This window comes from Methylovirgula sp. 4M-Z18 (assembly GCF_037890675.1).
Lineage (GTDB): Bacteria > Pseudomonadota > Alphaproteobacteria > Rhizobiales > Beijerinckiaceae > 4M-Z18.
This window is the reverse complement of sequence record NZ_CP149574.1, coordinates 4805320-4829050: the sequence shown is the minus strand read 5'-3', so window position 1 is coordinate 4829050 and position 23731 is coordinate 4805320. Positions and strand designations below refer to the sequence as shown.

General features: G+C 61.2%; 17 protein-coding genes and 1 tRNA gene. 4 read left to right on the top strand and 14 right to left on the bottom strand.

The genetic code is table 11. The features are described 5' to 3' along the window. Nucleotides 1-2: 2 nt before the first annotated feature. Nucleotides 3-1763 carry a glucan ABC transporter ATP-binding protein/ permease gene (locus V9T28_RS22360; protein WP_116401314.1) on the bottom strand — a complete coding sequence of 587 codons (1761 nt, stop codon included), beginning with the start codon at nucleotides 1761-1763 and terminating at the stop codon, nucleotides 3-5. A 147-nt stretch (nucleotides 1764-1910) separates the two neighbouring features. On the opposite strand from V9T28_RS22360, the gene V9T28_RS22355 reads away from it, so the two are divergent. The 3 genes from V9T28_RS22355 to V9T28_RS22345 all read left to right on the top strand — a co-directional run bounded on the left by V9T28_RS22355 (nucleotide 1911) and on the right by V9T28_RS22345 (nucleotide 3879). Continuing rightward, entirely contained in the window at nucleotides 1911-2741 is an 831-nt protein-coding gene (locus V9T28_RS22355; RefSeq protein ID WP_116401313.1) for an ABC transporter permease, read from the top strand. 14 nt (nucleotides 2742-2755) lie between these two features. Next, nucleotides 2756-3541 (top strand): ABC transporter ATP-binding protein, encoded by a 786-nt coding sequence (locus tag V9T28_RS22350; protein WP_116401312.1) that lies wholly within the window; start codon nucleotides 2756-2758, stop codon nucleotides 3539-3541. 248 nt (nucleotides 3542-3789) lie between these two features. Further along, a tRNA-Ser gene (locus V9T28_RS22345) sits at nucleotides 3790-3879 on the top strand. Nucleotides 3880-4075: 196 nt separating this feature from the next. Here the strand turns inward: V9T28_RS22345 and V9T28_RS22340 are convergent. From V9T28_RS22340 to V9T28_RS22330, 3 genes are all read right to left on the bottom strand, one after another. Beyond that, nucleotides 4076-5086, bottom strand: coding sequence for a cupin-like domain-containing protein (locus V9T28_RS22340; RefSeq protein ID WP_116401311.1), 1011 nt, complete (start codon nucleotides 5084-5086; stop codon nucleotides 4076-4078). Nucleotides 5087-5342: 256 nt separating this feature from the next. Then, nucleotides 5343-6329 (bottom strand): alpha/beta hydrolase family protein, encoded by a 987-nt coding sequence (locus tag V9T28_RS22335; RefSeq protein ID WP_116401310.1) that lies wholly within the window; start codon nucleotides 6327-6329, stop codon nucleotides 5343-5345. A gap of 292 nt (nucleotides 6330-6621) precedes the next feature. Continuing rightward, entirely contained in the window at nucleotides 6622-7143 is a 522-nt protein-coding gene (locus V9T28_RS22330; protein WP_245424123.1) for a methyltransferase, TIGR04325 family, read from the bottom strand. A gap of 791 nt (nucleotides 7144-7934) precedes the next feature. Between V9T28_RS22330 and V9T28_RS22325 the strand changes: the two genes are divergently transcribed. Next, on the top strand, nucleotides 7935-9422 hold the full coding sequence (locus tag V9T28_RS22325; RefSeq protein WP_116401308.1) for a hypothetical protein: 1488 nt from the start codon (nucleotides 7935-7937) through the stop codon (nucleotides 9420-9422). Here the strand turns inward: V9T28_RS22325 and V9T28_RS22320 are convergent. The 10 genes from V9T28_RS22320 to V9T28_RS22275 form a co-directional block, all read right to left on the bottom strand. Continuing rightward, a complete protein-coding gene (locus V9T28_RS22320; protein ID WP_116401307.1) occupies nucleotides 9390-11651 on the bottom strand; it encodes an MGH1-like glycoside hydrolase domain-containing protein in 2262 nt (753 codons plus the stop codon). The two genes, V9T28_RS22325 and V9T28_RS22320, sit on opposite strands and share 33 nt — an antisense overlap. Before the next feature lies 1 nt (nucleotide 11652). After that, the gene (locus tag V9T28_RS22315) at nucleotides 11653-12708 is read right to left on the bottom strand and encodes an ABC transporter ATP-binding protein (RefSeq protein ID WP_116401306.1); all 1056 of its coding nucleotides are present in this window, start codon (nucleotides 12706-12708) and stop codon (nucleotides 11653-11655) included. Continuing rightward, nucleotides 12695-13474, bottom strand: coding sequence for an ABC transporter permease (locus V9T28_RS22310; RefSeq protein ID WP_116401305.1), 780 nt, complete (start codon nucleotides 13472-13474; stop codon nucleotides 12695-12697). Before V9T28_RS22310 ends, V9T28_RS22315 begins: the two co-directional genes overlap by 14 nt. Nucleotides 13475-13483: 9 nt before the next feature. Continuing rightward, on the bottom strand, nucleotides 13484-14251 hold the full coding sequence (locus V9T28_RS22305) for an ABC transporter permease (RefSeq protein ID WP_116401389.1): 768 nt from the start codon (nucleotides 14249-14251) through the stop codon (nucleotides 13484-13486). Between the two features lie 216 nt (nucleotides 14252-14467). Further along, on the bottom strand, nucleotides 14468-15535 hold the full coding sequence (locus V9T28_RS22300) for an ABC transporter substrate-binding protein (protein WP_116401304.1): 1068 nt from the start codon (nucleotides 15533-15535) through the stop codon (nucleotides 14468-14470). Between the two features lie 108 nt (nucleotides 15536-15643). Further along, nucleotides 15644-16588 carry a PfkB family carbohydrate kinase gene (locus V9T28_RS22295; RefSeq protein ID WP_116401303.1) on the bottom strand — a complete coding sequence of 315 codons (945 nt, stop codon included), beginning with the start codon at nucleotides 16586-16588 and terminating at the stop codon, nucleotides 15644-15646. Next, nucleotides 16585-17565, bottom strand: coding sequence for an ADP-ribosylglycohydrolase family protein (locus V9T28_RS22290; protein WP_199500163.1), 981 nt, complete (start codon nucleotides 17563-17565; stop codon nucleotides 16585-16587). Before V9T28_RS22290 ends, V9T28_RS22295 begins: the two co-directional genes overlap by 4 nt. Before the next feature lie 359 nt (nucleotides 17566-17924). Further along, nucleotides 17925-21248, bottom strand: a complete 3324-nt coding sequence (locus V9T28_RS22285) for an error-prone DNA polymerase (protein WP_116401301.1) — start codon at nucleotides 21246-21248, stop codon at nucleotides 17925-17927. Next, nucleotides 21245-22819, bottom strand: coding sequence for a Y-family DNA polymerase (locus V9T28_RS22280; RefSeq protein WP_116401300.1), 1575 nt, complete (start codon nucleotides 22817-22819; stop codon nucleotides 21245-21247). The genes V9T28_RS22285 and V9T28_RS22280 overlap by 4 nt, the downstream gene beginning before the upstream one ends. Then, nucleotides 22710-23558 carry an ImuA family protein gene (locus V9T28_RS22275; protein WP_116401299.1) on the bottom strand — a complete coding sequence of 283 codons (849 nt, stop codon included), beginning with the start codon at nucleotides 23556-23558 and terminating at the stop codon, nucleotides 22710-22712. Before V9T28_RS22275 ends, V9T28_RS22280 begins: the two co-directional genes overlap by 110 nt. Between the last annotated feature and the right edge of the window lie 173 nt (nucleotides 23559-23731).

Below are 23731 nucleotides of genomic sequence, written 5' to 3'. Positions count from 1 at the left end.
GCTCACACAATATCCCCGACCATGAACTGCGCCCGGGCGAGCGTGGCGAACCGGCCGTTTTGGGCGATGAGTTCGTCGAACGTGCCGTTTTCCACCACCCGCCCCGCCTCCAAGACCAGGATGCGCGAGGCGTTGCGGATGGTTGCCAGCCGATGGGCGATGACGAAGGTGGTGCGGCCCTTGGTCGCCATCTCCAGCGCCGCCTGCAATTGCTTTTCGGTGATCGCATCGAGCGCGGCGGTCGCTTCGTCGAAGATCAGGATCGGCGGATCCTTCAGGAGCGTGCGGGCAATGGCGAGGCGCTGACGTTCGCCGCCTGAGAGCGAGCGGCCGCGCTCGCCGATGATTGTGTTGAGCCCATCCGGCTGGCGGGCGACAAACTCCGCCGCCTGCGCCAGCTCCAGCGCCGTGCGAAGCTGCGCGTCGGTCGCGTCCGGGTTGCCCACCCGCAAATTCTCCTCGATGGTGCGGGCGAACAGCATTGGCTCCTGGAACACGACGCCGATGTTGCGGCGCAAGCTGGCGAGTTTCATGTCGCGGACGTCCATGCCGTCGATGGTGATCCGCCCCGCTTGCGGGTCGAACACCCGGTGCAGCAGGCCGAGCGTCGTCGTCTTGCCGGAGCCGGTCGCGCCGACGAGCGCGATCGTCTCGCCCGCCGCCGCGGCAAAGCTCACGCGATCGACCGCCTTGCGGCGGGTATCGTAGGAAAAGGTGACGTCCTCGAATCGGATGTTGCCGGCGAGCGTGCCCGGGTCGACGGCATGGGGCCGGTCGCGCACGTTTGATGCCGTGTCGAGCACCTCGAAGAACTGCTGCAATTTCGGCGTCTGCAAAAACAGGACGTTGGTGAAGCCGACGACCTGGTCGAGCCGGTCGGTGAGCATGGCGGCGAAGCTCATATAGGCGATGATCTCGCCAATGGTCGTCTCATGGGCGAGATAGAGCCAGAAGCCGGTAACGAAAATCGCAATCGTGGCGATCGTCGCTGAGGCCTTGGTCACCACGGTCGCGGCGGCCCACCAGGACAGGACCGGGATCTGCGCGGTGAGCAGCGCCCGCATGATCTGCCCCAGCTCGCGCGTCTCGAGATCGATGCGCGTGAAGCTCTGGATGATCGGCACGTTGCCGAGCACGTCGGAAGCGCGCTCGGCGAGGTTGGCGTGATATTTCTCGACTTGCCCCTGCAGGCTCTCGGTCCGGCGGATGATGAAGACCATCAGCACGCCGAAGATGACGACCAGCACCAGCAACAGGCCGCCGAGCCGCCAGTTCCAGTACACGATGGCCGGCAGCAGCACCAGCAGCGCAGCAAACGAGGCGCTGTTCTCGCGGAAGAACGACAGCCAGAGGCCCCATACGCTGTTGGTGCCTTCCAGCATGACTTTCATCAACCGCCCCGAATGGACGCTGGTGTGAAAGCTCAAGGGCAATTGCAGCACGTGGTCGAAATAGGCGGCCATGACGGCGAGGCGGCGCCGATGCGCGAGGCGGTCGGCATGCATGGCGACGAGGACGCCGGCGGCGATGGTGAAAAGGCCGGCGCCGGCCCAGGCAAGGATTTTCGGCAGAAGGTCGGACCAGCCGATGGGCGCGCCAGCGACCTGCGCCGCCGTAATCTGGTTCACGATAGCACCGAACAAAGCCGGAACAGCGAACTGCGTGGCAGTGAGGACCAGATTGGCGAGCACCAGCACCACGGCCAGGGGGGCGACCGGCCGCAGCAAGCCCAAGACGCGCAGATAAATACGCAAAAAGCCCATAATCGGTTCCATGAACCTAAAAGATGAGGCGGTTGTGCCCGATTGCCGCCACTTTGTATAGGCAAGCGGGACTTGACTTGGATCGGCATTCGGCCGACATCCTCGCTCCCTCGACCTTCAGTCCGACCAGTGATGGACCTCGACTAAATGAGTTTTGATTCCCTCCGCGATGGCGGCATGCGGGACCTTGCGGCCGGCGTCAAGCACGTCGAATATTGGGCCCATTATGCTTGGCACGAAGTGAAGCAGCGCTACAAGCGGTCCGTTTTGGGGCCGTTCTGGATCACGATTTCCATGTCGATCACCATCGTCGGCCAGGCTTTCCTGTTCGCGGTGCTGTTCGGGCAGGACTTGCGCGACTACCTGCCCTATATCGCGGCGGGACAGATCATCTGGACGCTGATGAGCAGCTTCATCACCGACAGCCAGATGGCCTTCGTCGGCTCGACCGGCGTCGCCAGGAACGTGCGCCTGCCGCTCAGCGCGCATTATTTCAAATTCGTGCTGCAGCAGATCATTCTGTTCGGCCACAATGTGGTGCCGCTCATCATCCTCCAGCTTGCTCTGAATCGGCACAATTACACTTGGCTGTCCCTGCTCTGCCTTGTGCCGTCCTTCATCCTGCTGATCGTCAACGGCATGTGGATGGGGCTGGCGATCGCCAGCGTCTCCTCGCGCTTCCGCGATCTTGGCACGGTGATTTCCAGCGTCGTCCAACTCGCCTATTTCGCCACGCCGATCATCTGGAAAGTCGAACTGATCGAAAGCAAGTTGGCGGACCGCGGCTTGAGCTGGATGATCCTATTGGTTCAGGCCAACCCGTTCTACCGTATGATGGACGTGCTGCGCAGCCCATGCCTTGGCACGCTGCCGACGACGGCCACTTGGATCTATCTCATCGTCATGGCCGTCATCGGCTGGACGATCACATTGCTCGGCTACCGCAAAACCTACCGCCGCATCGTCTATTGGCTGTGAGGATCTGAAAAGAGATGAGCCGCATCGTCGTCGATAAGGTCCGGGTCGAATATCCGATCTTCAATTCCAATTCCCGCTCGCTCAAGAACACGCTGGCGCTGATCGGCACCGGCGGCCGCATCATGGCCAGCGCGGGCCGCACCAACGTGCTGGCGCTCGACAATGTCTCGTTCGAGCTCAACGAGGGCGACCGTGTGGCCCTGATCGGCCACAACGGCTCGGGCAAGAGCACCCTTTTGCGCGTTCTGGCCGGCATCTATCACCCGAGCCAGGGCCAGGTGAAGGTGGAAGGCAAGATCGGCGCCATTTTCGATCAGGGCTATGGCCTCGATACGGAGGCGACCGGGCGCGAGAATATCTATTTGCGCGGCCTCGCCCTTGGCATGCGCTCGCGCGAGATCGAGGCGCGCGTCGACGAGATCATCGAGTTCGCCGAGCTCGGCGATTTCATCGAGCTACCCATGCGCACCTATTCGGCCGGCATGTCGGCGCGCCTCGCCTTCGGCGTCACGACGACCATTTCGGCCGATGTGCTGCTGATCGACGAAGGCATCGGCGCGGGCGATACGGCCTTTCTCGAAAAGGCCAACCAGCGCATTTCGCAAATGGTCGAGCGGGCCGGCATTCTGGTGCTCGGCTCCCATTCCGAGACGCTGCTCAAGCACACCTGCAACCGCGGCATCCTGATGCATCACGGCAAGATGATCATGAATGGGCCGCTCGACGAGGTGCTCGACTGCTACCACGGCGGCATGCCGGCCCTCAACGCCGTCGCGGCCGAACAAGAGGCGGCCAAGTAATACCAAAGGTCGCAAAGAGCGCGCTTTGGACTGCTGTTCATTTTTCGCTTTCGCCGTGAGAGGGCGAAAAACGACGCAAGGAACCAACGGTCACCCTTTGTGACCGTTTGTATAAGGCCGCCGCGGCATGGCGCCGTCACAATCCTGTCGAATTGGGTGACATTCGCGCACCTGACGCTTGTGTCGCCACGCCAGCCATGATATTCGGCGCGCCGACCACGATCTTGGCACCGTCCAAGACCCCTTTAGGAGAGGTGGCTGAGTGGTTGAAAGCACCGCACTCGAAATGCGGCATACGGGCAACTGTATCGGGGGTTCGAATCCCTCCCTCTCCGCCAGATCCCTCAAAATGCCTGCAATTGCAGCGAGATGCTGAAATGGGTCAGGTCTTTACCGCCTCTTGGTACGAACGGGCGGTCCAGAGCGGCTTATTGGTCCACATCCAAAGTGTGAATCGCAAAATTCGGTGCGGGGGAATACCTCAACGTCAATTTCCGAAAAGCCTCCCAGCCGTCGTCGCAATCGCAGCAATCATTATACGGTGGTCTTAATCGAGCCTCGCCCCTGGGCCGACCGGCGGATCACGCGCTTTGCGAGCTCAATTGGCTTACGTAACCGGTTTACTGGTGTGAACATGAGATCGGCGTAACTGCGCGGATTGCGGTTTTCGAAACGTGACACAAAGGCCGCTTTGATCTTGTCCTTTGTCGGTGAAAGTCCTGGCGACACGGGCGCCAGACCAAAAGTCCGCAGCAGCGAATTGGCTTGGTAGATGCGCGCGACACGCTCGAGAGGCTTCGTGCCAAAAGCAACACTGACGCTCACGGAGATATTGTCGCCATTTTTCACCCAATGCGGCGCGAGCGGCGGATGATGGACGACGTCGCCCGGGGTCAGTCTGTACACCGTCCCGCGCGCCTGCAAATGTTCCTTGTATGTCGCTGCCCCCGCATTGCCGAGATAGAATGCCTCGACTTCCTTATCGTTGACAAGCTCGCGGTCGTTGGGGTCGAACAAGCATACGTCCTTATCGCCCTGAAGCTGGAAAAGGAAATTCGATTCGTGATCGATGTGGAAGGGCGTCGCGATTTTGGGGGACGCCAGGAATATCGTCACGGTGGACCAGGTGATTTCGCGCCGAAGCGGCTGGTTGAGAAGCCCCTCCATTTCGAAGAGAAGTTGATCGAACACGGCCGTATACTTGGGGTCAAAATCCTGAACGCGCGAAAGCTTCACCCACGAACCCGCCTGATCAAGCTTGGAGACGGTCTCGCGCAATCCCAGATTGGGCGTCGTGCCGATTTTCGTGCCAACATTGGCCTGCCGATAATTGACGGCGGCGAACCGGTCGGTCGCACCGGCCGCGAGAATTTTGTCCGCCAGTTCGATCAGTTGGTCGATCTCGAAAAGTTTGGTGTCTTGCAAGCGATGACGGAATTCGAACGAACGCTTATTGAAATTGGCGCGGAAATCCTCCGCCGAAACCTGAAGCAGGGGGGCATTGTCCGGGGCAAAGCCCTTTGCCGGGTCAACGTGCTTTTGCATGACATGCCTCCTCAAAATCTGGCGTCGAGGAACGTGCCCGATGTGAGTATGAATCAATTATCAGCATGGTCAGATGTTCGCGAGATCAAACCCACACGAAACGCGTCATCTTTTGGTACTAAGCCGCTCCAAACGGAGGGTATTGGTCGCGCCGCGTTTTGTATTCCCGCTCTCAGGCACAGCCTTTCAGATCGAGTCTAAATTTCTACAGTAAATCCGATTTTCCAAGGGCAGATCACCTTGTCCTGCCGCCAGATCAGTGTCCTGATGTCTGATGCATCAGCACTTGGACATTAGAAAAGTCCTTGTCCTGTCCTTGCGACAATTGCTGGTTGGACCCTAGCAGGTATTTTGAAAAAAAAATCAACGTGTAGGTCCTCAGAATTTCGAGATTGCGTGGAAATGGCTCTTTGTCGCCAAGGCTGGGAAGCAGGGAGGGCAGTCCACTTTCCGGCTCCGTAAATCCCGCGTGATCAACACCGTTGACCACGACCCAGTACGTGTCGGGGCGGTTGTGATCGGCCATTTCTCTCTGATTGTCCATCGAGTCCAAAATAGATGAGTAACGTTGTACGGGATCTTTCGCCGTCAGATCAGCCTCGACCGGGACCGGCGCGTCATCCGTGATCAGCATGTAGGGACAGGACACGGCGCTTTTTAGGGCCTCGCCAAAACGCCAGCCATCAATATTCAGCGCGGCTTTATAATGTGGATAGGTGACACAAGCATCTGCCGCGACAGCGCCGCCGAACGAATAACCGAGAATTCCAGCACGGGAGGTGTCGGCAATACCGGAAAGATTCGAAGAGCCGAGCCAGTCGAGCACGCGCTCGGCATCCTGCACACGCTGCTGCACACGCTCATTGGCGTTGCGCAGTGTCGTGTCGAACGCCGTCTGCGAGGAAAAATCCATTCCGGGGCCTGCACTTGGATAGGTCACCGCGACGACCACGAAACCATGGCTGGCAAGGTCCTCGAGCAGGCGGCGATTTTGGATTCGAGTGCCGTCCCAATCGCTGAAATAAACGAGAACCGGAAATTTGCTGCCTTGGGGCGCGACTGGAGAAAACAGCGTGATCAAGGCCGTTGACTGGCCGGCCGGAGATAACGATTGCTGTTCGGCCACTTTGACGTCGAACGCCCCAGTCGGTCTGATCGCGCGGAGTCGTGTGATACCGAGCCAAATACAGGCCATCGCAGCCACGAAGAGGATGCTTACAATAACATTCGCTGGCCGCAGCATGTTCGACTCCCGGTGCGATGGAAATGTGCGTCACGGTTGGATGCCGCAAGATTTGATGGGCTGTCTGCCGCGGTTATCGGGGACGATGGTGGCCGGACTGAGTCGAACAACTCGACAAAAGATCACCCACAAAATATTTGCAGCGGAATCATGTCGCTACCCCATTGGACACAGCCGAAGCCACATGCCGGAATAGGGACCGACATCATAATCCGGGTTGGCAGGAACGGATAAGGTAAGTTCGACGCAGCACCAGTAATCGAGGAGTTCGTAACCGATATCTGTAAGTTCCTTAATCAGCGTGTCGCGATTGAGCAACAGGCAAGCGACTTGGAAGTCTCCAGCGTCCTGCGCGGTTCCCATTGTTGGCCGAAATGTCAGCGGGGGTGCGGTTGATCAGGATATAGCGCGGCTTCGTCGGCAGGCGCAGGAGACGGCTTGCAAGTGGCTCTTCGAAATAATGCAGCGAACCGGAAATCAACATAAGGTCGCAGCCGCTCGCCATCTGCCAATCATCAGTAAAGACAAGCCGGTTTTCTCCCCGCTCTGCAGCCAGAGCGCGCCCCAGAGCGATCGGTTCCGGTAGATCATAGACGGTCCAGACGAGATCGGGCCGAAAGTCGAGATAGGACTGGTAACAATAAAAAAGATTACCGGCACTGCCGCCCACATCGAAAATGGCTTTTAGATCCGGCACGAGCCGAGCAACATAGAACAGTGCAGCGTAGTCGCTCGGGCGCGCCGTAATGTTCAGATCGAAATGCTCGGCTATGTTGGCAGGATGCTGATGGCCGAGATTGGCGTAGGGCGCCACTGCGCTCTGCGCCCGGTCCAGTGTGGGATATACGCGCCGATAGCCCAGCATAGTGTTGAGTAACGCCGCTCCGCCGGGCAACCGGCGCAGCGCTCGGAAGGCAGTCCGGCCAGGACCCAAGCGCCCTAACGCAATAGCGAGTCGGGCGCAGGCCCTGATTTGGGCCAGCCTGATGCTCGTAAAGGAAACACCTGAAGGCGGCCGATAGCCAGCTGCGAAAGAAGAGCTAGCGTTATTCATGGCCGGTAAGCTTACATATCGACACATATCGATGCAGTTAAAAAAAAGCCGACGGGCCTTAATCTTATAGACGTAGCATTCCTTCCTTCGGATAGGTCGCGTGTTGATGAATGCGCCTTGTGTCGGCAGGAGACGGCGGGCTGCACAGGAGATGGTCGAATTCGCAATCGGCTAAAACGACTTGAGTGTTTTAAATTTTCCAGGATTCTGCGGCGTGCGGCGCGAAGCGTCGACTTAAGGAATGGGATAGGATCGATGACCTCAGCGGGAAAGCGATGACACCGATAACGGGAATTTGACGTCCGGCTCATCGTCGCCTTTTGGCCCAAAATCATCGACAACTCGTCAACGTGACGGTCCCATTTATATCTTCGTGAAAGCCCCCTAATAGTAATCGACGCTGGCTACACCTTAAGAGTAGCGGCCGCAAATGCGCCTGTTACTTGCGCATACGTCGGACGCATGGTCTAGTTTAAGACGCCTATGGTTCAGAATGGGAAAACGTCGTTTGGACTTGGCGGCGGGGCGCTCAATGGGCAAGGTGTGTGACAATGCACTTTCGGACGAATGCTGAGGCTCGCTCCTATTGGCCCCTATTCCCCTTTTTACTGACGCTTTTCGTCCTCCTCACCATGGCGTCGTGGCCGATCCTGTTTGCGTTTGACCTGTGGGTCCTCTACGACCGCGGCAGCCTCCTGAACGTAGACTATCTGTGGAGCAGCGGCCTTCGCCCGGGGGTGGATACATTTTATTCCTATGGCCTGCTGCCGCTCGCACTCCAGCATCTGGTCTTCGCGTTCGGGCGCGGCTACTTGCCCATGATCGCATGCACTGTCATCGCCATGGTGGCGATGGCACTGATCTGGGCGGTCCTGCTGCGGCCGCTACCGAGATCGACGACCTGGCTCGTGGCCATTGTGTGCGTGACGCCCATGCTGCTGTGGGTGAACCCGAACTTTCCCTATACGCTTGCCCTCCTGTCGACGCTGACCGCCCTCGCCCTTGTCATGGAGGATCGGCTCGATCTGGCGCTCGCTGCCTGCGCGGTGGGGTGCTGGAGCGTACCATCCTTGCCGCTGGCGCTTGCAGGGATGGTGACCATTCTGATTGTGACCAGGTGGGCGGCAGGCAGCGAACGTTCGGTCGGAGCCCTGGCCAAGGCGCTGGCGCCGGGAGCGGTGAGCTATCTCGTCATCGGCGTCGTGATGGTTCTGACGTTTGGCTGGCAATCGGCGGCGGCGACCGCCCTGCCATTCCAGGGGGCGAAGTTCTACGCCGCCAAAGGATACGGGATGTCCAACATCGTCGAATTTCTCAGCCCCGGAGGCCTGGGGCTGACCAAATATCTCTTCACGCGGTCGGGCTGGTGGATCCTCAGTTCAGCCTTGCTTCTCGCGCTCGCCGCCTATAGCGGCATCCGCATGCTGCGCGCCCGCAGCTTCGACAGCGTCGGCTGCGTCGTCATGCTCTTCGCCGCGCTGCATGTGCTGTTCGTCTTCGTCGCGCCCGGCTCCACGCAGCAGCACGTGATCTACGACCCGCTGCTGGCCGGCGGCGTGCTCATCGGCCTCGGCTCCCTGGCCGGCACGCACCTGCGCAAAGTGCTGCTCGCCGTGTTCGTCATCCTCGCGGTCACCGGCAGCGGCGAGCAGGTCCGCGATACCTGGCGCGCCTGGCGCGATCAAACCGCCTCGCCCGACATGGCGGGTCTCTATTCGACGCGGCAAATGCAAGACGAGTGGAAGGCGATCGTTGCCCTGTCGGCGGCCCATCCGTTGTTGATGCTGACCTACGGCACCGGGATTCACCATTACTTTCCCACGATCCAAAGCCCTCAGATCTGGTTTTTGGAGGTCGGCCAGCAGCTCCCTTCAGACAAGGACAGGATTCTGGCGCAAATGCGCGCCACCGATATTGTCGTGACGGCTCACAACGACATCGTCGAATCGATCGATCCGCGCCTACACGCCGAACTCTTGACGATGCAGCCCATCAAGCAAGGGCCGCTATTCGATATCTGGCAGCACCGGACACGATGAAGGGCGGATTGGCATCCAATGCAGGGTCAAAACTGCAGCGCGCGACCTGACCGCGAGGGGAATCAATAGCCCATGCTCTTCCAATGGCGTCACGGCCTCTCCGTCAACGGTTACCCTGGGGTTCACGGCGTTGCTAAGCTGCGGGAAACGAAGGAAGCTTTCGCGCGTCAGGGGTGGGAGTAGTAGCGATATCGCACCGGGCGCAATGGTGAGATGTGATATCCGGCCATCGACGTCCGTTTGCAACAATGTTTGTGCTCCCTGGACCAGGCTCCATGCGCCCTCCCCACCCACGAGGCGCACTTGGCCAAGAGGACTCGCGAAGGGGCCGAGTTCGGTCAGGTTGCCGGGATTGGCAATCTGCCAGCCGTGCCATGGCGTGACATCGTATATGGAGGCGACACCAAGCTTGGCCATTAAAGCGCCCCATGTGTAGAAGCGCTCGGTATCAGGCTGATCCAACGGCTCGCCGGTCTCGGCATTGTAATTTTCGGGACAGATCCGGCGGCTTTGCCACACCGATCGGAACAGCTCGAAACTGCGCTTCGCCAGCGTCGCGGCCCGGTCGTCCAGCCCGTACCGGCGCAGCCCGTGATAGGTGAGGAAATTGAAGGGCGGCCAGATCCGCCCGCGCCAATAGGAATTGTCGCCGAAGGCGGGATCGTTGCGGCACACGCCGGGAAGAACGGGATCCCCGCCGAAACCGGCCGGATCGTCAAGATGATTGCACAATCGGTCAGCCTGCTCCGCGCTTGCCGCCCCCGCCAGCAGCGGGTAGAAGCTGGTCGGGGCGAGACTCTTCACAAAGCCCCCGCCCCGCAGCCGGTTCGCGAAGATCCCGCGTGTGTCGTCCCACAAAAGTTCGCGGATGCGCGTTCTGGTCGCCTCGGCGCGGGTGGCAAAGGCGGCGGCTTCGCCGCTGCGTCCCAGTTCCGCAGCGATCAGAGCGAGCATTTCGGCGTCGAGGGCCAACAGGCTGTTCAGGCCGACATCCCACGCGTCGAGCGTGCGCGTTTGCGGATCGTACCGGGCCTCGTCATGAATAGGCGAATTGTCCATCGCCGATTCATTGCGCGCGCCGAAGGACGTGCCCTTGTAGAGCCCGTCGCCCACGTCCGAAGTGCCGAACGAGGCAAGGCCGCTTTGCTCCGGATCGCGCTCCCGCCACCACCATTCGTGGTTGCGCGCCAATGGCGCATAGGCATTCTCGAGCAGGGCTCGGGCGCCGTGGCGCAGATAAAGTTGCCAGACCACGAAACCACCGATCGGGCTCTGGCTGCGATCCACCCAAGCGTCGTTCGCGGTGAGCAGGCAAGCCAGATTGCCCTGCGGCGTCGCCCCGGAGAACACGGCAGCGAGATTCTCCCCCGCGAGGCCGGCATCGAACTCCCCCGCCAGCAGGGCCGCATAGAGCTGATCGTTCAGCCAAACCCCGAAGCCGCCGAATTTGCCGAGATCCCAATTGCGGCTGATAGCGGTATAGGGTCGCTGATTGATCCCGTCCCACACCGTGTTCCAGGCGATGACATCGCGCAGCGCCTCCCGCGCGACAGCGGGGCCGTCCTCAGCCGGAGGCGGCACGTTGTCGTGTTCCACCAGCAGTGTTTTGGCCTTGGCAATCGCAAGATCTTCACGGTCTGCGATGGCAACAGCAAACCGATTGTCGCGCATCATCTCGAGGTTGAACCGCAGCGCGAGAACCGGCGCGGCCTGGGCGCGGGAGCCGGTATAGAAGTAGCCGTGGGTTTCGTAATCTTGTGCCGCTGCGGCGAGCGAGACATGTCCCGTGACCTGGACGGGCGGTGCCTCGCTCACGAGGGCGGCAAAGCGATGGCCGACGCGAAGGACAGCGGCACCCTGGGCCTCATCGAAGCGAACCACCTCGCCGCCCTCAGCCGAAAAGCACAGATTGATCCAAAACCGCAGTCCCCATTCGCCCGCCGCAACCGTGCGCCAGCTCCCGGAAATGCAGTAGGGGTCGGATTTGGTGGTGCGCCAGTCGAGACTTGTGCCGGCATGGGCAAGCTGCAGCTCGACCAGCGAGGCATCGAGCGCATGGCGCCCGAGCCTGACGCCGTCTCCCGGCTCGAACAGACAGGCCTTGCCCGTGCTCGCGGCGAAAGCCATAGGCGTCAGTCGCAGGCCGAGCGGCAGAAACACCATTTCGGCCGGCCGATGGGACCACGTGTTCCAGGCGCGCTCGAGCGGAATGTTGACGCTTTTCAGCATGTCAGGCGACAAGCGGAACGGTATTGGCGGGCGACCAGGCCAACGTGATTGTCTGTCCCGGCGCGATGGCCGAAACCTCCCGATTCTGCGACAGGATTTTGATCTCGCCGCCGCCCGGCCCCTCGGCAATGAAAGTCGACACGGCGCCGGCATAGATGATTTCGCGCACGCGCGCCGCACAGGTGTTCTCTCCGTCGTTCGTTTCTCCCGGCACCACGATGCGCATCTTCTCGGGGCGCACCGCCAAGGTGACGTTGGTCCCCGCGGTGGGAAGCGCGTCAGCCGTGCGCAATATGCCGTCGGCGATTGCGATTCCCTCGCCCGTCACCGTGCCCTCGAAGAAATTGGCATCCCCGAGGAAGGACGCGGCGAAACGGGTCCGCGGGCGTTCATAGATGTCGAGCGGCGCGCCTTCCTGCACGATGCGCCCCCCATCGAGAATGGCCACTGTGTCGGAGAGGGTAAGCGCCTCCTCTTGATCGTGCGTGACGAAGATTGTCGTCAGTCCGCTCTCGCGCTGGATACGGCGCAGCTCGATCTGCATGTCCTGGCGCAGACGCCGGTCGAGCGCCGAGAGAGGCTCGTCCAGCAGAAGGACGCGCGGCTTGGTCACGATGGCCCGCGCCAGAGCCACACGCTGCTGTTGGCCGCCCGAGAGTTGTTTGGGCTTGCGTTGCTCGAACCCCGTGAGGTGGACCATCTCCAAGACCCGCGCCACTTCGCTGCGCGCCGCCTTGCCACGAATGCCTTGGCGATTGAGCCCGAAGATGACGTTATCGTACACGCTCATATGCGGGAACAACGCATAGGATTGGAACACCATGCCGACCTTGCGCTGCCAGAGCGCAACTTGCGTGACGTCTTCGCCGCCAAAGCGTATCTGTCCTTCGTCGGGCGTGACAAAGCCGCCGATGATGCGCAGCAAAGTCGTCTTGCCCGATCCGGACGGACCGAGCAGGCTGGTGAATTCGCCGGCCTTGAAGGCGGTACTCACCCCGTCCAGCACACGCAAGGATCCGTAATCCTTGCTGATTGAAGCGACTTCAACGCCGATCACGATTGCCTCCCAGATTGGACAATTGGGCGAAGATCAGCACGAGGACAGCCGAGACGCCGAGGAAGATGGTGGAGATCGCGTTGATCTCCGGCGTGAAGCCCTTGCGGATCGAGGTGTAGATCTCTACGGGCAAAGTCGAGACGCCAGGCGTCGCCAGGAAATAGGAAACCACGAACTGGTCGAGCGAAACCGCGAAGGCGAAGAGCAGCGCCGCGATGATACTCGGGGCGAGCAAAGGCATCGTCACCGCGAAAAAAGCATGGACCGGCGTCGATCCAAGACTCATCGCCGCCTCCTCGAGGTCCGCCTGCAGCGTCTGCATGCCGGTGCCCACGATCAGAACGACGTAGGGGATGGCCAAGGCAACATGGCCGATCAGCATGGCATGCAGGCCGCGGCCGATCCCGGTCCAGAAGAAGAAGACCAGCATGGCCGTGCCGGTGATCAACCACGGAATCGCAATGGGCGGCAGCAACAGCACTTTGAGCAGCGACTGACCTTTGAAAGTCCGGCGGTTGAGCGCGAGCGAGGCCAGCGTGCCAAGCGCCGTTGCGATGATCGACGTCGCCAGAGCGATCATCAGGCTATTGTAGGTTGCCGACAAAAGCGCTGCATTGTCGGCGAGCACCACAAACCAGTGGAAGGTCGGCTCGATCGGCAGCGTGTAGAGCGGCGAGGCGTTGAAGGCCATCGCCACCATCACCGCGATCGGCAGATAGAGAAAGACCAGCGTGGCGGCGAGGAAAGTACGGCCAAGAACGATCATCCCGCCCTCCTACGGTGTCGCCGCGCGGCCGGAAAGCACGCGCGACGAGAAGGCGAAAATCAAGAGCACTACGGCCAACATCGTAAACGACAGAGCTGCGCCCAAGGGCCAGTTGAACGCAGCGGTAAACTGATCCTCGATGACGGTGCCCATGGTGACGCCAATGCGGCCGCCAAGGATGCGCGGCTCCATGAAGCTGCCGATCACCGGCACGAAAATCAGGATCGAACCGGAGATCAGGCCCGGCATGCAAAGCGGCAACAAGACTTTCCAGAACACGATGGGCGTGCGGCCACCGAGGCTCCGCGCGGCCTCAATGGTGGCATCCTCGATCGCGGAGGCCGAGAGATAACAGGTCAGAATCATGTAGGGCAGATAAGCGTGCACCAGTCCGATGATGATGGCCGGAAAGGTGTAGAGCAGCGACACCGCCGGCGCGGCCGGTACAATCCAGTGCAAGGCATAGTCAAGAATGCCACCTTCGCGCAGCACCATGGTCCAGGAGAACACCCGCACCAGGCCATTGGTCCAGAACGGCAGGATGATGAGGAGGAAGAGCACATGCTTGGAGCGCCCGGCTGTCGCACGCGCCAAGGCGAGTGCCGCGGGAAGGCCGATCAGCGCACATAGGCCGGTCGTCCATAAACCGATCTGGATCGACGTCCAGGCGACGTCAAAAAGATAGGGGCGTTTGATGAAGGCAAGATAATTGTCGACCGTATAGATCAGCGGTCGCCCCGGCACGGGCGAGCTCTTGAGGAAGCTGAAAAACAGCATGGCACAGAGCGGCAGGAAAACTGCCAGCAACAGCCACGCATAGGCCGGCGTCAGCAGGGCGGCCGTCGCCCAGCCTTGCCCCCAGCGCTTGCGCGGCGCCGCGGCGCCATCGTCGGCCTTCGATACGATCGCCACCCGCTCCTCCTCATAGCCGGCATCATGTCACGCAAGATGCGTGACATGATGCCGGAGCCATGCTTGCTTTTTGCCCGCCGATTATTTTGCGTAGAAGGCCTTCACCTCTTCCCACAAATCGTTGAAGGCCTGACGCCGATCATCGGGCAGGGCCGCCATGAAGGTGAGCTTCGACAGGTAATCCGCCTTGTGGATTTGCCGGTTGAGATCGTCGGCGGGCAGCTTCGCCATTGCGGCCTCGTTCGCCGATGCCGGAGCACCGGCTTCCTTGGCCCAGGTGAAGTAGAAGGTCGGGTCGATCATGTAATTGAGGAACTTGAGCGCCTCGGCCTTGTTCTTGCTGGTGGTCGGAACGGCTAGGCTGTCGAGCCATCCGATCGCGCCTTCTTTCGGCACGATGAACTCCACCGGCAAGTTGTGCTGGCGAATGGAGCGCACGGCGGCACCCGACCAGTAGACGGAAATATCGAAGGAATTGGCCGCAAAGGCCTTGTTCCACTCGTCCTCGCTCGACCACATCAATTTGAGGTTCGGCTTCATCGCCTTCAGGGCTGCAGTGACTTTGGCAAGATCCTTGGGGTTATTGGCATCCTGCCCGGTCAGCAAGGCGCCGATGCCGACGGAGGTCACGGCATCGTCGAACAAAGCCAGCTTGCCGGCATATTTCGGATCGGTGAAAATCGACCAGCTATCGGCGCTGATGCCCTTGCGCACGGCAAGCGAATTCATACCCCACAGCCATGAGAGGCCATAGATCTTGCCATCTGCCTTGAGATTGGCGTGCTCCTTGAGCGCGGGGGCAAGGTCCTTGGAATTGGGGACGGTCGCAAAATCGATCGGATCGATCAGGCCTTCCGCCTCGGCTTGCTGCGTGCGCGCGCTGTTGATCAGCACCACGTCGTAGGCACCGGGATTGGTGCGCAGCTTCGTCAGCATCTCCGGCTCGGAGTTGAAGTAATCGTGCTTGATCGTGATGCCGGTCAGATCAGCGAACCCCTTGAGCGTGAAGGGTTCGTCCGTGCCGTACCCTTTCCAATTGAGCACGGTGATTTCCTTGGCCTGAGCAAGGCCGGGACGCGCCCACGAGCCCGCGACGGCGGCGGTTCCCAGAGCGGCTGTGAAATGGCGACGCGTGATCGTATGTACCATGTTTCCAGTTCCCTTCGTTGATCGTGACATTGTTATCTCGATTTTCTTGTTATTGGCAGGGTGCTTGCGCTTTTCGGAAGGCGCCCACCCTATCTTCTTGTGATGCTTTCACGTGACGAGAAAGGCGCTCAGCTCCTCAGCGCAGGGCGCGGTTGCCGGCCCCTTTCGTGTGACGGCGATGGCTGCAGCGGCGTTGGCACGCCGTGCCGCCTCCGCAACCGGGAACCCCGCCGCGAGCGAAGCCAGGAACACGCCGGTGTGCGCATCCCCCGCCCCAGTCGCGTCAACCATATGCACGGCAGGCGCCGACACCTGGAGGCCAGGCTCTGCAATATCCGCGCCGAGCAACAGACATCCCGCCGCCCCATCCCGCAAGATCACGAGCGCGCCGTCCGACAAACGATCCCGGATTCGCTTGGCCGCCGCCGCAATATCGTCGGCGCCGGAGAACAGCGCTGCCTCGCGCCGGTTCAAGCTGACGATATCGGCCCGCGCCAGTGCCGCAGCCATCACATGCGACGGAATATCGGCGACCAGCGGGCCAGGATCAATCATAACCGTCACACTCGCCGGCAGAGTGGGAAGCCAGCCGGCGATGGCAGGGCCAAGTTCGGGATAACAAAGATCATAACCCGACGCGAACAGCGCATCCGCCGAACCAAGCTTCAAGTCGGCGAGCGGAATCGTGCCCGGGCGGGCTTCGACACCAGGGCTGGTGACGAAAGTGCGTTCGCCGTCCGGCTCGACCAGCACGACGCAAAAGCCGCTGTCTCCGGCTTCGCTGGGCGGCATCAGGATGTCTATGCCTTCCGACTGCAATTCGGAGCGGATACGCGCGCCATAAGGGCCGTTGCCGTGCTGACCGGCGAAAGCCGTCCTGAGCCCGTTACGTGCCGCCGCGGCAAGGATGTTGAAGCCGCCTCCGGCGCTCATTGTCGATTGCGAGCCCAACACATCACCGCCGCGCGGCGGCAAGCCCGGCACGTCGATGCGAATATCGGCGAGGATGCTTCCCACCGATAGCAGCCGGGTCGGGAGAGGTTTCGCGTTCATTCCCGGGATGCTCCCGCATGGGCGGCGGGAGCAAGGCTCGTGGCCCCACCGCGCAGATCAAGCAAGCGGTCGGCCAGCCCGACGAGATCAAGCCCCGGATTGGCGGCAGTCAAAGCCGAGATCACGTGCGCAGGAAAGCCTTCGACACCATGACAGGCGCCAGCGATCGCCCCGGCGATGGCGCCGACCGTATCGCAGTCGCCCCCCAGACTCGCCGCCAGGCGGCAAATGCGCCAGGGCTCCTTTGGCGCGAGCGAGATGATCGCCATCGCCGCCGGCACCGCTTCTTGGGTTGCCACACCGGTTCCAACGATGTCGTAGATGAGATCGAGCGCCTCGGCCTCGGCCTTGCCGCGCACCAGATCAATCGCCCAGCGAATCCGGGCGGCAACGTCGCCGCCGGCGAAATAGAAACCACGCTTGGCGCCGTGCCTTGCCCCCTCGATCGCCGCCTCCAGCGCCTCCCCGACGGTCGCTCCATCGATGGCGGCGCTGACCGCGGCGGCGACTGCCGATGCGCCCGCCATGCCGATCGTCGTGTTGTGTGTGACATGGCCAGACTGGAATACGGCGTCGACCAGCGACTCGATCGGGTGCGGCGGAAAGACAATGCCCACCGGTGCGACCCGCATCGCCGCGCCATTGGTGGCGCCGGTCCGGCCGGTCTCGTCGGTCGGCATCCCCTGTCCGATCATGGTCAGCGCTTTGCGGGTGGACGGTCCGAGCAGATCGGCCGAACCCGCAGCGATCATGCGGGTCTCCCACGCCAGGAGTTCGTCGGCGAAACGGCGCGGATCGACGTATCCTTTTCCTTCGACCAGAAGCTCGCCTAGGATCACCGCTTGATCCGTATCGTCGGTGACCCGGCCGGCCGGCATGCCGCGACTGATTGGGTTGTCGTCGGGCGCGGGTTCGAAGGTCTCGAGAATGCCGTAGCGCTCCGCCACCAGGGTTCGCGGCATATATTGCGTCGGCATCCCCAGGGCATCGCCGATAGCTAATCCCTGAAGCGTTCCGCGCGCTCGGCTTCGAGCGGATATGGCCATCTTCGCCTTTCGAGAAGCGCCTGAATTATTGTTTGCGTACATACGATCTTCTTGCGCAATTCACCGCCTGTCAAGGGGAGTTCCCTCGGCCCTATTGATTTTTGTGGCGGCCGGCATTGGCGCATATTGAGCACATCGAACGAGGCGCACCAAGCTGGAAGTGTCAATTTTTGACAGGCGCATCCGTGATGGCCCGGAGTCTTGACCTGGAGCGGACTGTGACGGCGAGACCAGCGCCTTGTCGATCTGTTGCCGCTGGCCGCCGGCGGGGAAGAATCATGAGGTTATTGTCACCCCGCCATCCGCGCCGGCACGTGGCGGGTTGCGCGGGCGGGGACGTCGAGGTCGATGGCGATGTCGGGCTCGATCGGCGGGCGGTTCTTCTGGCGTGGGTCGTCGCCCGTGCCGCGCTTGATCTCGTCGGCATGGGCGAGGTCCTGCAGATCGTTTTTGCCGGCCTGCAGGGCGCTCAGGCGCGCGGTCATGTCCTCTAGCGTGTCGGCGACGATGTGCGTGACGCCGCTTTCGCTTTGTAGGCGGCCGGTCGCGCGGATGAAGCGCGCGCCGAGCACGATGGCGCGGAAGATCTCGAAGGTTTTCGGCCAGACGATGATGTTGGCGATGCCGGTTTCGTCCTCGAGGGTCAAGAAGATCGTGCCTTTCGCCGTGCCGGGGCGCTGGCGCACCGTCACCAGCCCGGCGACGCTCACGCGTCGGTCGTCTTCCGTGCGACGCAAATCATCGCAGGGCGAAATGCGTAAAAGCTGCAACTCGCGGCGCAGGAAGCTGAGCGGATGCGCTTTGAGGCTGAGATGCAAATACCGATAATCCATCACCACGTGCTCGCCGGCCAGCATGGGCGGCAAGGCCATGTCGGGTTCGAGCGGCTGTTGTTGCGCGAAGGATAAAAGCGGCAAATCTTCCTTGTCGCCGGCGCGGCCGAGGCCCCGGACAATCCAGAGCGCATCGCGCCGCGACAGGCCGAGCGAGGTGAAGGCATCCGCGTCGGCGAGGCGCTCCAGCACGCTCGGGTGCAAGCGCGTGCGCAGCCACAGGTCGCGGATGGAATCATAGCCCTCGCCGCGATGGTCGGCGATGCAATTCGCATCGTCTTGCGAAAAGCCCTTGATCTGGCGGAAGCCGAGGCGCAGCGCGTGGGTGGTCTTGATATCGCCCACCATGCTCGCGTGTTTTTCATGCGGCGGATGCGGCGGACCGAGTTCCAGCGTCGCATCCCAATGGGACGCATTGATGTCGGGTGCGCGCACCTCGATGCCATGTTCGCGCGCATCGCGCACGATCTGCCCCGGCGAATAAAACCCCAGCGGCTGCGCGTTGAGCAGGCCGGCGGCGAAGACATCGGGATAATAGCATTTGAGATAGGCGGAGGCATAGACGAGCAAAGCGAAACTTGCCGCATGGCTTTCGGGAAAGCCGTATTCACCGAAGCCCTTGATCTGACGGAAGCAGCGTTCGGCAAACTCGCGCGCATAGCCGCGCTTCACCATGCCCTCGATCAACTTGCTTTCGAATTGGTGGATCGTGCCTGCATGCCGGAACGTGGCCATGGCGCGGCGCAATTGATCGGCTTCGGCGGGCGTGAATTTTGCCGCGACGATGGCGATGCGCATTGCCTGTTCCTGAAACAGCGGTACGCCAAGGGTTTTTCCTAAGACGTCTTCCAGTTCATTAGCAGGTCCTTCTTCGGGAGAAGGGCTAGGAAAGACGACAGAACTTGGATTTTGTCGCCGCTGCAAATAGGGATGCACCATATTGCCTTGAATCGGGCCGGGTCGAACGATGGCGACTTCAATGACGAGATCGTAAAAATTCACCGGCTTCAGGCGCGGCAACATCGACATTTGCGCACGGCTTTCGATCTGGAACACGCCAAGCGTATCGGCCCTTTGGATCATGTTGTAAACACGTTCGTGCCCTTCGGGGATGGATGCCAAGGTTTTATGCACGCCATAATGCCGCTTCAGCAAATCGAGCATTTTCTTTATGGCGGTCAACATACCGAGCGCCAGTACATCGACCTTCATCATGCCAACCGCATCGAGATCGTCTTTGTCCCATTCGATGAACGTACGATCGTCCATCGCGGCATTGCCGATCGGCACAGATTCATCAAGACGGTAACGTGTCAACACGAAACCGCCGACGTGCTGCGAGAGATGGCGTGGAAAGCCAGTGAGATCTTTTGCAAGCGTCAAAGCTTTGGCAAGGCGCGGATCGTCTGGATCGAGGCCGACGCGTCGCGCTTCGTCATCGGAAATGCCGCGCGAGGTCGATCCCCACGTCGAATGCGACAGTGCGCCAATTGCATCTTCCGAAAGGCCGAACACTTTTCCAACATCGCGAATGGCACTGCGCGAGCGATAGGTAATGACCGTCGCGGCTATGCCGGCACGCTTGCGACCATAGCGCTTATAAATGTATTGAATGACCTTTTCTCGCTTTTCGTGTTCGAAATCGACGTCAATATCTGGTGGCTCATTGCGATTTTCTGAAACGAAACGTTCGAACAATAGGCCATTCACACGTTCGGGCGAAATTTCGGTGATGCCCAAGCAATAGCAGACGGCGGAATTGGCGGCCGATCCTCGTCCTTGGCAGAGAATATCTTCGCTGCGCGCGAATTTCACGATGTCGTAAACGGTGAGAAAATAAGGTTCGTACTTTAGCCGTGAGATGATCTCCAATTCATATGCGAGCGCTTTTTTGATGTGTTCAGGAATAATTCCGCCGTATCGATTCCGCGCGCCTTTATCAGCAAGGTCGGCCAGAGCCTCACCAGGGCTAGAATAGCCTTCATAAGGCTCATGCGGATATTCGTAGCCCAATTCATCAAGGTTGAAATCAAGCTTGGCTAAAAAGCGCGTCGTCTCTTCAACTGCTGCCGGATCATCACGAAAGAGGCGTGCGATTTCTGCGTGCGGTTTCAGATGCCGCTCGGCATTGGTCTCCAGCCGATAGCCTGCCGCCTCGATTGTCACATGTTCGCGAATACAGGTGAGAACATCCTGCAGGACACGACGTTCCGGCGCGTGATAGAGCACGTCGCCGATGGCGATGAGCTTGATGTGCAAGCGTTTCGCAAACATTCGCAAATTGTGCAGCCGCCGGCGGTCGCTGCCGAGGCGCGGCATGGTGGCGCCGAGCCAGATCTGCTGCGGCAATGCTTCAATCAAGGCTTGCATCCGCGCGGTAAAGGCCGCATCGAGCCGTGCTGGTGGCAGAACGATGAATAGAAGGCCTTCGCTATAGTCGAAAAGATCGGCCTTTGTAAGTTCGCAGATGCCTTTTTTCCCCGTGCGCAGGTTTCCGGTAGTCAAAAGGCGCGTCAAGCGGCCATAGGCGGCGCGGTCGGTGGGATAGGCAAGCATCTCCGGCGTGTCGTCGGCAAAGACGAGATGCGCGCCAACCGCGAGCTTGATCCCTAAGTTTTTGGCCGCCACATGGGCACGCACCATGCCGGCGAGCGAATTGCGGTCGGCGATGCCAATGCCGGCATAGCCTAATTCCTTCGCGCGCGCGACAAGCTCGCCTGGCTTCGACGCGCCGCGCAGGAATGAGTAATTCGTCATCACTGCAAGTTCAGCGTAGCTCATGCGAAAAGCCCGTGAATGAACCAGCGCGGCCGCTGCGTTTCGTCATAGAGCCCGTCGCGGTAGAGCCAGAAGCGGCGGCCTTCGCGATCCTCGACGCGGAAATAATCGCGGGTGAGAGGCTTTCCGTTCAAATCGCGCCACCATTCGCTCGCAAGCCGTTCCGGCCCTTCCGTCAGCGCGATGTCGTGCATCATGCGTCGCCAGCGGAAGCGCACGGGCGGGCCATCGGGCACGCTGGCCATTGTTTCAATGGGTTCAGGTTGGGCAAAGAGCCGGATCGGCCGTTGCGGCGGGCTGCCCGGTTCCGCCTGCATCTTCGGCCAATCGATTTTGCCGATGGAATCATAGGCCGGAAGAACGCGCATTGCATATTCCGGCACATGGCTTTCGACCGGCATGAGCCGCGTGATCCGCGCGCGCCCGATCCGCGCGCCCAAGCGGTCGATGAAGCGGATGACATTTTGCGGATCGTAAGCGGCGCTCAAGGCGAGCGCCTCCTCCGTCACCGGTGCCGCTTCGAGAACGGCGACGGCGATGCAATCGAAGCCGAAGCCCGGATCGATTTCGTCGGCGAGCGCGTCCAGGCGCTGGCACAGAATGTCCTGCATGACGCGCGCGTCACGCATGGCGCGGCTCATGCCCGCTTCTACATGTTTCACCACGCCATCGGCGCGGAACAGACTGAGCCGCAGGCGCAACGCGCCTTCGCCGTGGCGCTCCAGCCGGTCGCGCAAGCATTGCAGCAACTGCAGCGTGCACAGCCGCACATCTTCCTCGCGGGCGATCGGGTCGGGAAAGTTGCGGCTCGTCCAATAGGGCGCGACGGACAAGCGCGGCGAGAACGGCTCGTCCTCGTTGCCGAGCGCGCGAGCCAATTGCTGCAGCAGGATCGTGCCGAACCGCGCGGTCAAAGGCGCGCGTGGGCCGCTCATTACTTCGCCGATACGTTTCAGGCCGAGCCGTTCCAGCGCGGCGAGAAGATCCGCCGGCAGGCGCAACGCGGCCAGCGGCAGAGGGGCGAGCGCCGTGCGTTCCTGTCCCGCAGGCAGAATCGTGCCTGGCCCGTCATGGCTCAGCGCCCAGGCCGCGCCGATCGTCGAGGCGATACTGACGCGCGCGGTAAAGCCCAGATGTTGCAGCCGTGCGATCATGTCGGCAGCTAAGGCATCCTCGCCGGCGAACAGATGCGCGCAACCGCTGATATCGAGGATCAGCGTGTCGGGACCATGGGTCGCCACCAAAGGCGTGTAACGCAAGGCCCAATCGGCCAGTTGCTCGAGCACATGGGCATCCGCCTCGCGATTGCCTTCCAGGATGGTGAGCTTGGGCGTTGCGGTTTGCGGATAAAGCGCGCGCGTATCCGTGAGGCTCAAGCCTTCCCTAAGGCCGAGCGTACGGGCTCTCGCATTGAGATGGGTGACGCGCCAGGCATTGCCGTCCTTGGCGATCAGCGCCAGCGCTTCATCCGGTGCGCAAGATCCCTGCCGCACCAGGCGGTCGCTCGGCAGGGTGGGCAAATACGCCACCAGAAAGCGGTGGGGCTGTTTGCCTTGGTGCGAAGGATTGCTCATCGATACTCCACTCCATCGCCCATCGGCCGGTGCGGCCGCGGCGGTTACGCGTTAATTCCACATCGAAGGTCGGCCGTTCGGGGCCGAAATGCCCGTGGCTCGGATGGGCGCGGATCAGCCAACGGGTCGCGACCGAGCCGGGGATTTCCTGGCCGCCTGAGCGCAACAGCACGCCCATGCAGCCGCTCTCCAGCGCGGCGAGAGCCAGGCGGCGGCTGGCGGTCAGATCCAGTGCTTTCGGGTTGCCCCAGGGCTCCATCAACACGCCGCAAAAGGCATGGGCGCGCAAAGTCTCCTCCGCCACTCGCAGCAGCATCGGGCCATCCGCCGCGCTGATGGCGACGAGCCAATTGGGCGACAAGCCAAGCGCGGCAAGGCCAGGTCCGTAAGGCTCACCCACCTCCAGCCCGGCAAGGTCCTGCCGCAGCCAGGCCCAGGGCTTGCGCGCGGCATGGGCCTGGCTGCGCAAACGGGCGATCAGCCCGAGCGCAAAGCCGGAGGCCGCCGCCATATCGGGTGCGCCCGCCGGCAGCACGTCGTGAATGGCCGCGACGGTGAGGCCGCCGAGCAGATCGTCCGCCTGGGCATGGCCCAGGGTCAGCCGTTCCGCCGCCGCAAACCCGACCTGGCCTTGCAGATGGCGGCGCGCGGCCGAGAAGCCGTGAATGGACCCGGTTTCAAGGGCTTCGATCTCCTGCCGAAGCGCAAAAATCCGTTCCCGTGTCGGCGTAGCGGACATGGGTGACCTCGTCGATTGTTCATTATTTGTTCTAGTATTGGCGATCTGCGAATAGGAGTCAAGGATCAATGGTTTGCGGCAGGATGATCGCGCCGCACTGCGAAGATTTCCGCCGCATGGATTCTGAAGTTGCAAGTATCTCAATTGAGATACATATTATCCGGCGGATAGTA

What these genes read in the sequence shown, in the direction of transcription:
- V9T28_RS22320 (WP_116401307.1), bottom strand. Translation starts at nt 11,651, where the DNA reads ATGCTGAAAAGCGTCAACATTCCGCTCGAGCGCGCCTGGAACACGTGG.
- V9T28_RS22340 (WP_116401311.1), bottom strand. Translation starts at nt 5,086, where the DNA reads ATGCAAAAGCACGTTGACCCGGCAAAGGGCTTTGCCCCGGACAATGCC.
- V9T28_RS22275 (WP_116401299.1), bottom strand. Translation starts at nt 23,558, where the DNA reads ATGTCCGCTACGCCGACACGGGAACGGATTTTTGCGCTTCGGCAGGAG.
- V9T28_RS22310 (WP_116401305.1), bottom strand. Translation starts at nt 13,474, where the DNA reads ATGATCGTTCTTGGCCGTACTTTCCTCGCCGCCACGCTGGTCTTTCTC.
- V9T28_RS22300 (WP_116401304.1), bottom strand. Translation starts at nt 15,535, where the DNA reads ATGGTACATACGATCACGCGTCGCCATTTCACAGCCGCTCTGGGAACC.
- V9T28_RS22295 (WP_116401303.1), bottom strand. Translation starts at nt 16,588, where the DNA reads ATGAACGCGAAACCTCTCCCGACCCGGCTGCTATCGGTGGGAAGCATC.
- V9T28_RS22305 (WP_116401389.1), bottom strand. Translation starts at nt 14,251, where the DNA reads ATGCTGTTTTTCAGCTTCCTCAAGAGCTCGCCCGTGCCGGGGCGACCG.
- V9T28_RS22355 (WP_116401313.1), top strand. Translation starts at nt 1,911, where the DNA reads ATGAGTTTTGATTCCCTCCGCGATGGCGGCATGCGGGACCTTGCGGCC.
- V9T28_RS22280 (WP_116401300.1), bottom strand. Translation starts at nt 22,819, where the DNA reads ATGAGCAATCCTTCGCACCAAGGCAAACAGCCCCACCGCTTTCTGGTG.
- V9T28_RS22325 (WP_116401308.1), top strand. Translation starts at nt 7,935, where the DNA reads ATGCACTTTCGGACGAATGCTGAGGCTCGCTCCTATTGGCCCCTATTC.
- V9T28_RS22360 (WP_116401314.1), bottom strand. Translation starts at nt 1,763, where the DNA reads ATGGGCTTTTTGCGTATTTATCTGCGCGTCTTGGGCTTGCTGCGGCCG.
- V9T28_RS22285 (WP_116401301.1), bottom strand. Translation starts at nt 21,248, where the DNA reads ATGAGCTACGCTGAACTTGCAGTGATGACGAATTACTCATTCCTGCGC.
- V9T28_RS22335 (WP_116401310.1), bottom strand. Translation starts at nt 6,329, where the DNA reads ATGCTGCGGCCAGCGAATGTTATTGTAAGCATCCTCTTCGTGGCTGCG.
- V9T28_RS22290 (WP_199500163.1), bottom strand. Translation starts at nt 17,565, where the DNA reads ATGCCGACGCAATATATGCCGCGAACCCTGGTGGCGGAGCGCTACGGC.
- V9T28_RS22350 (WP_116401312.1), top strand. Translation starts at nt 2,756, where the DNA reads ATGAGCCGCATCGTCGTCGATAAGGTCCGGGTCGAATATCCGATCTTC.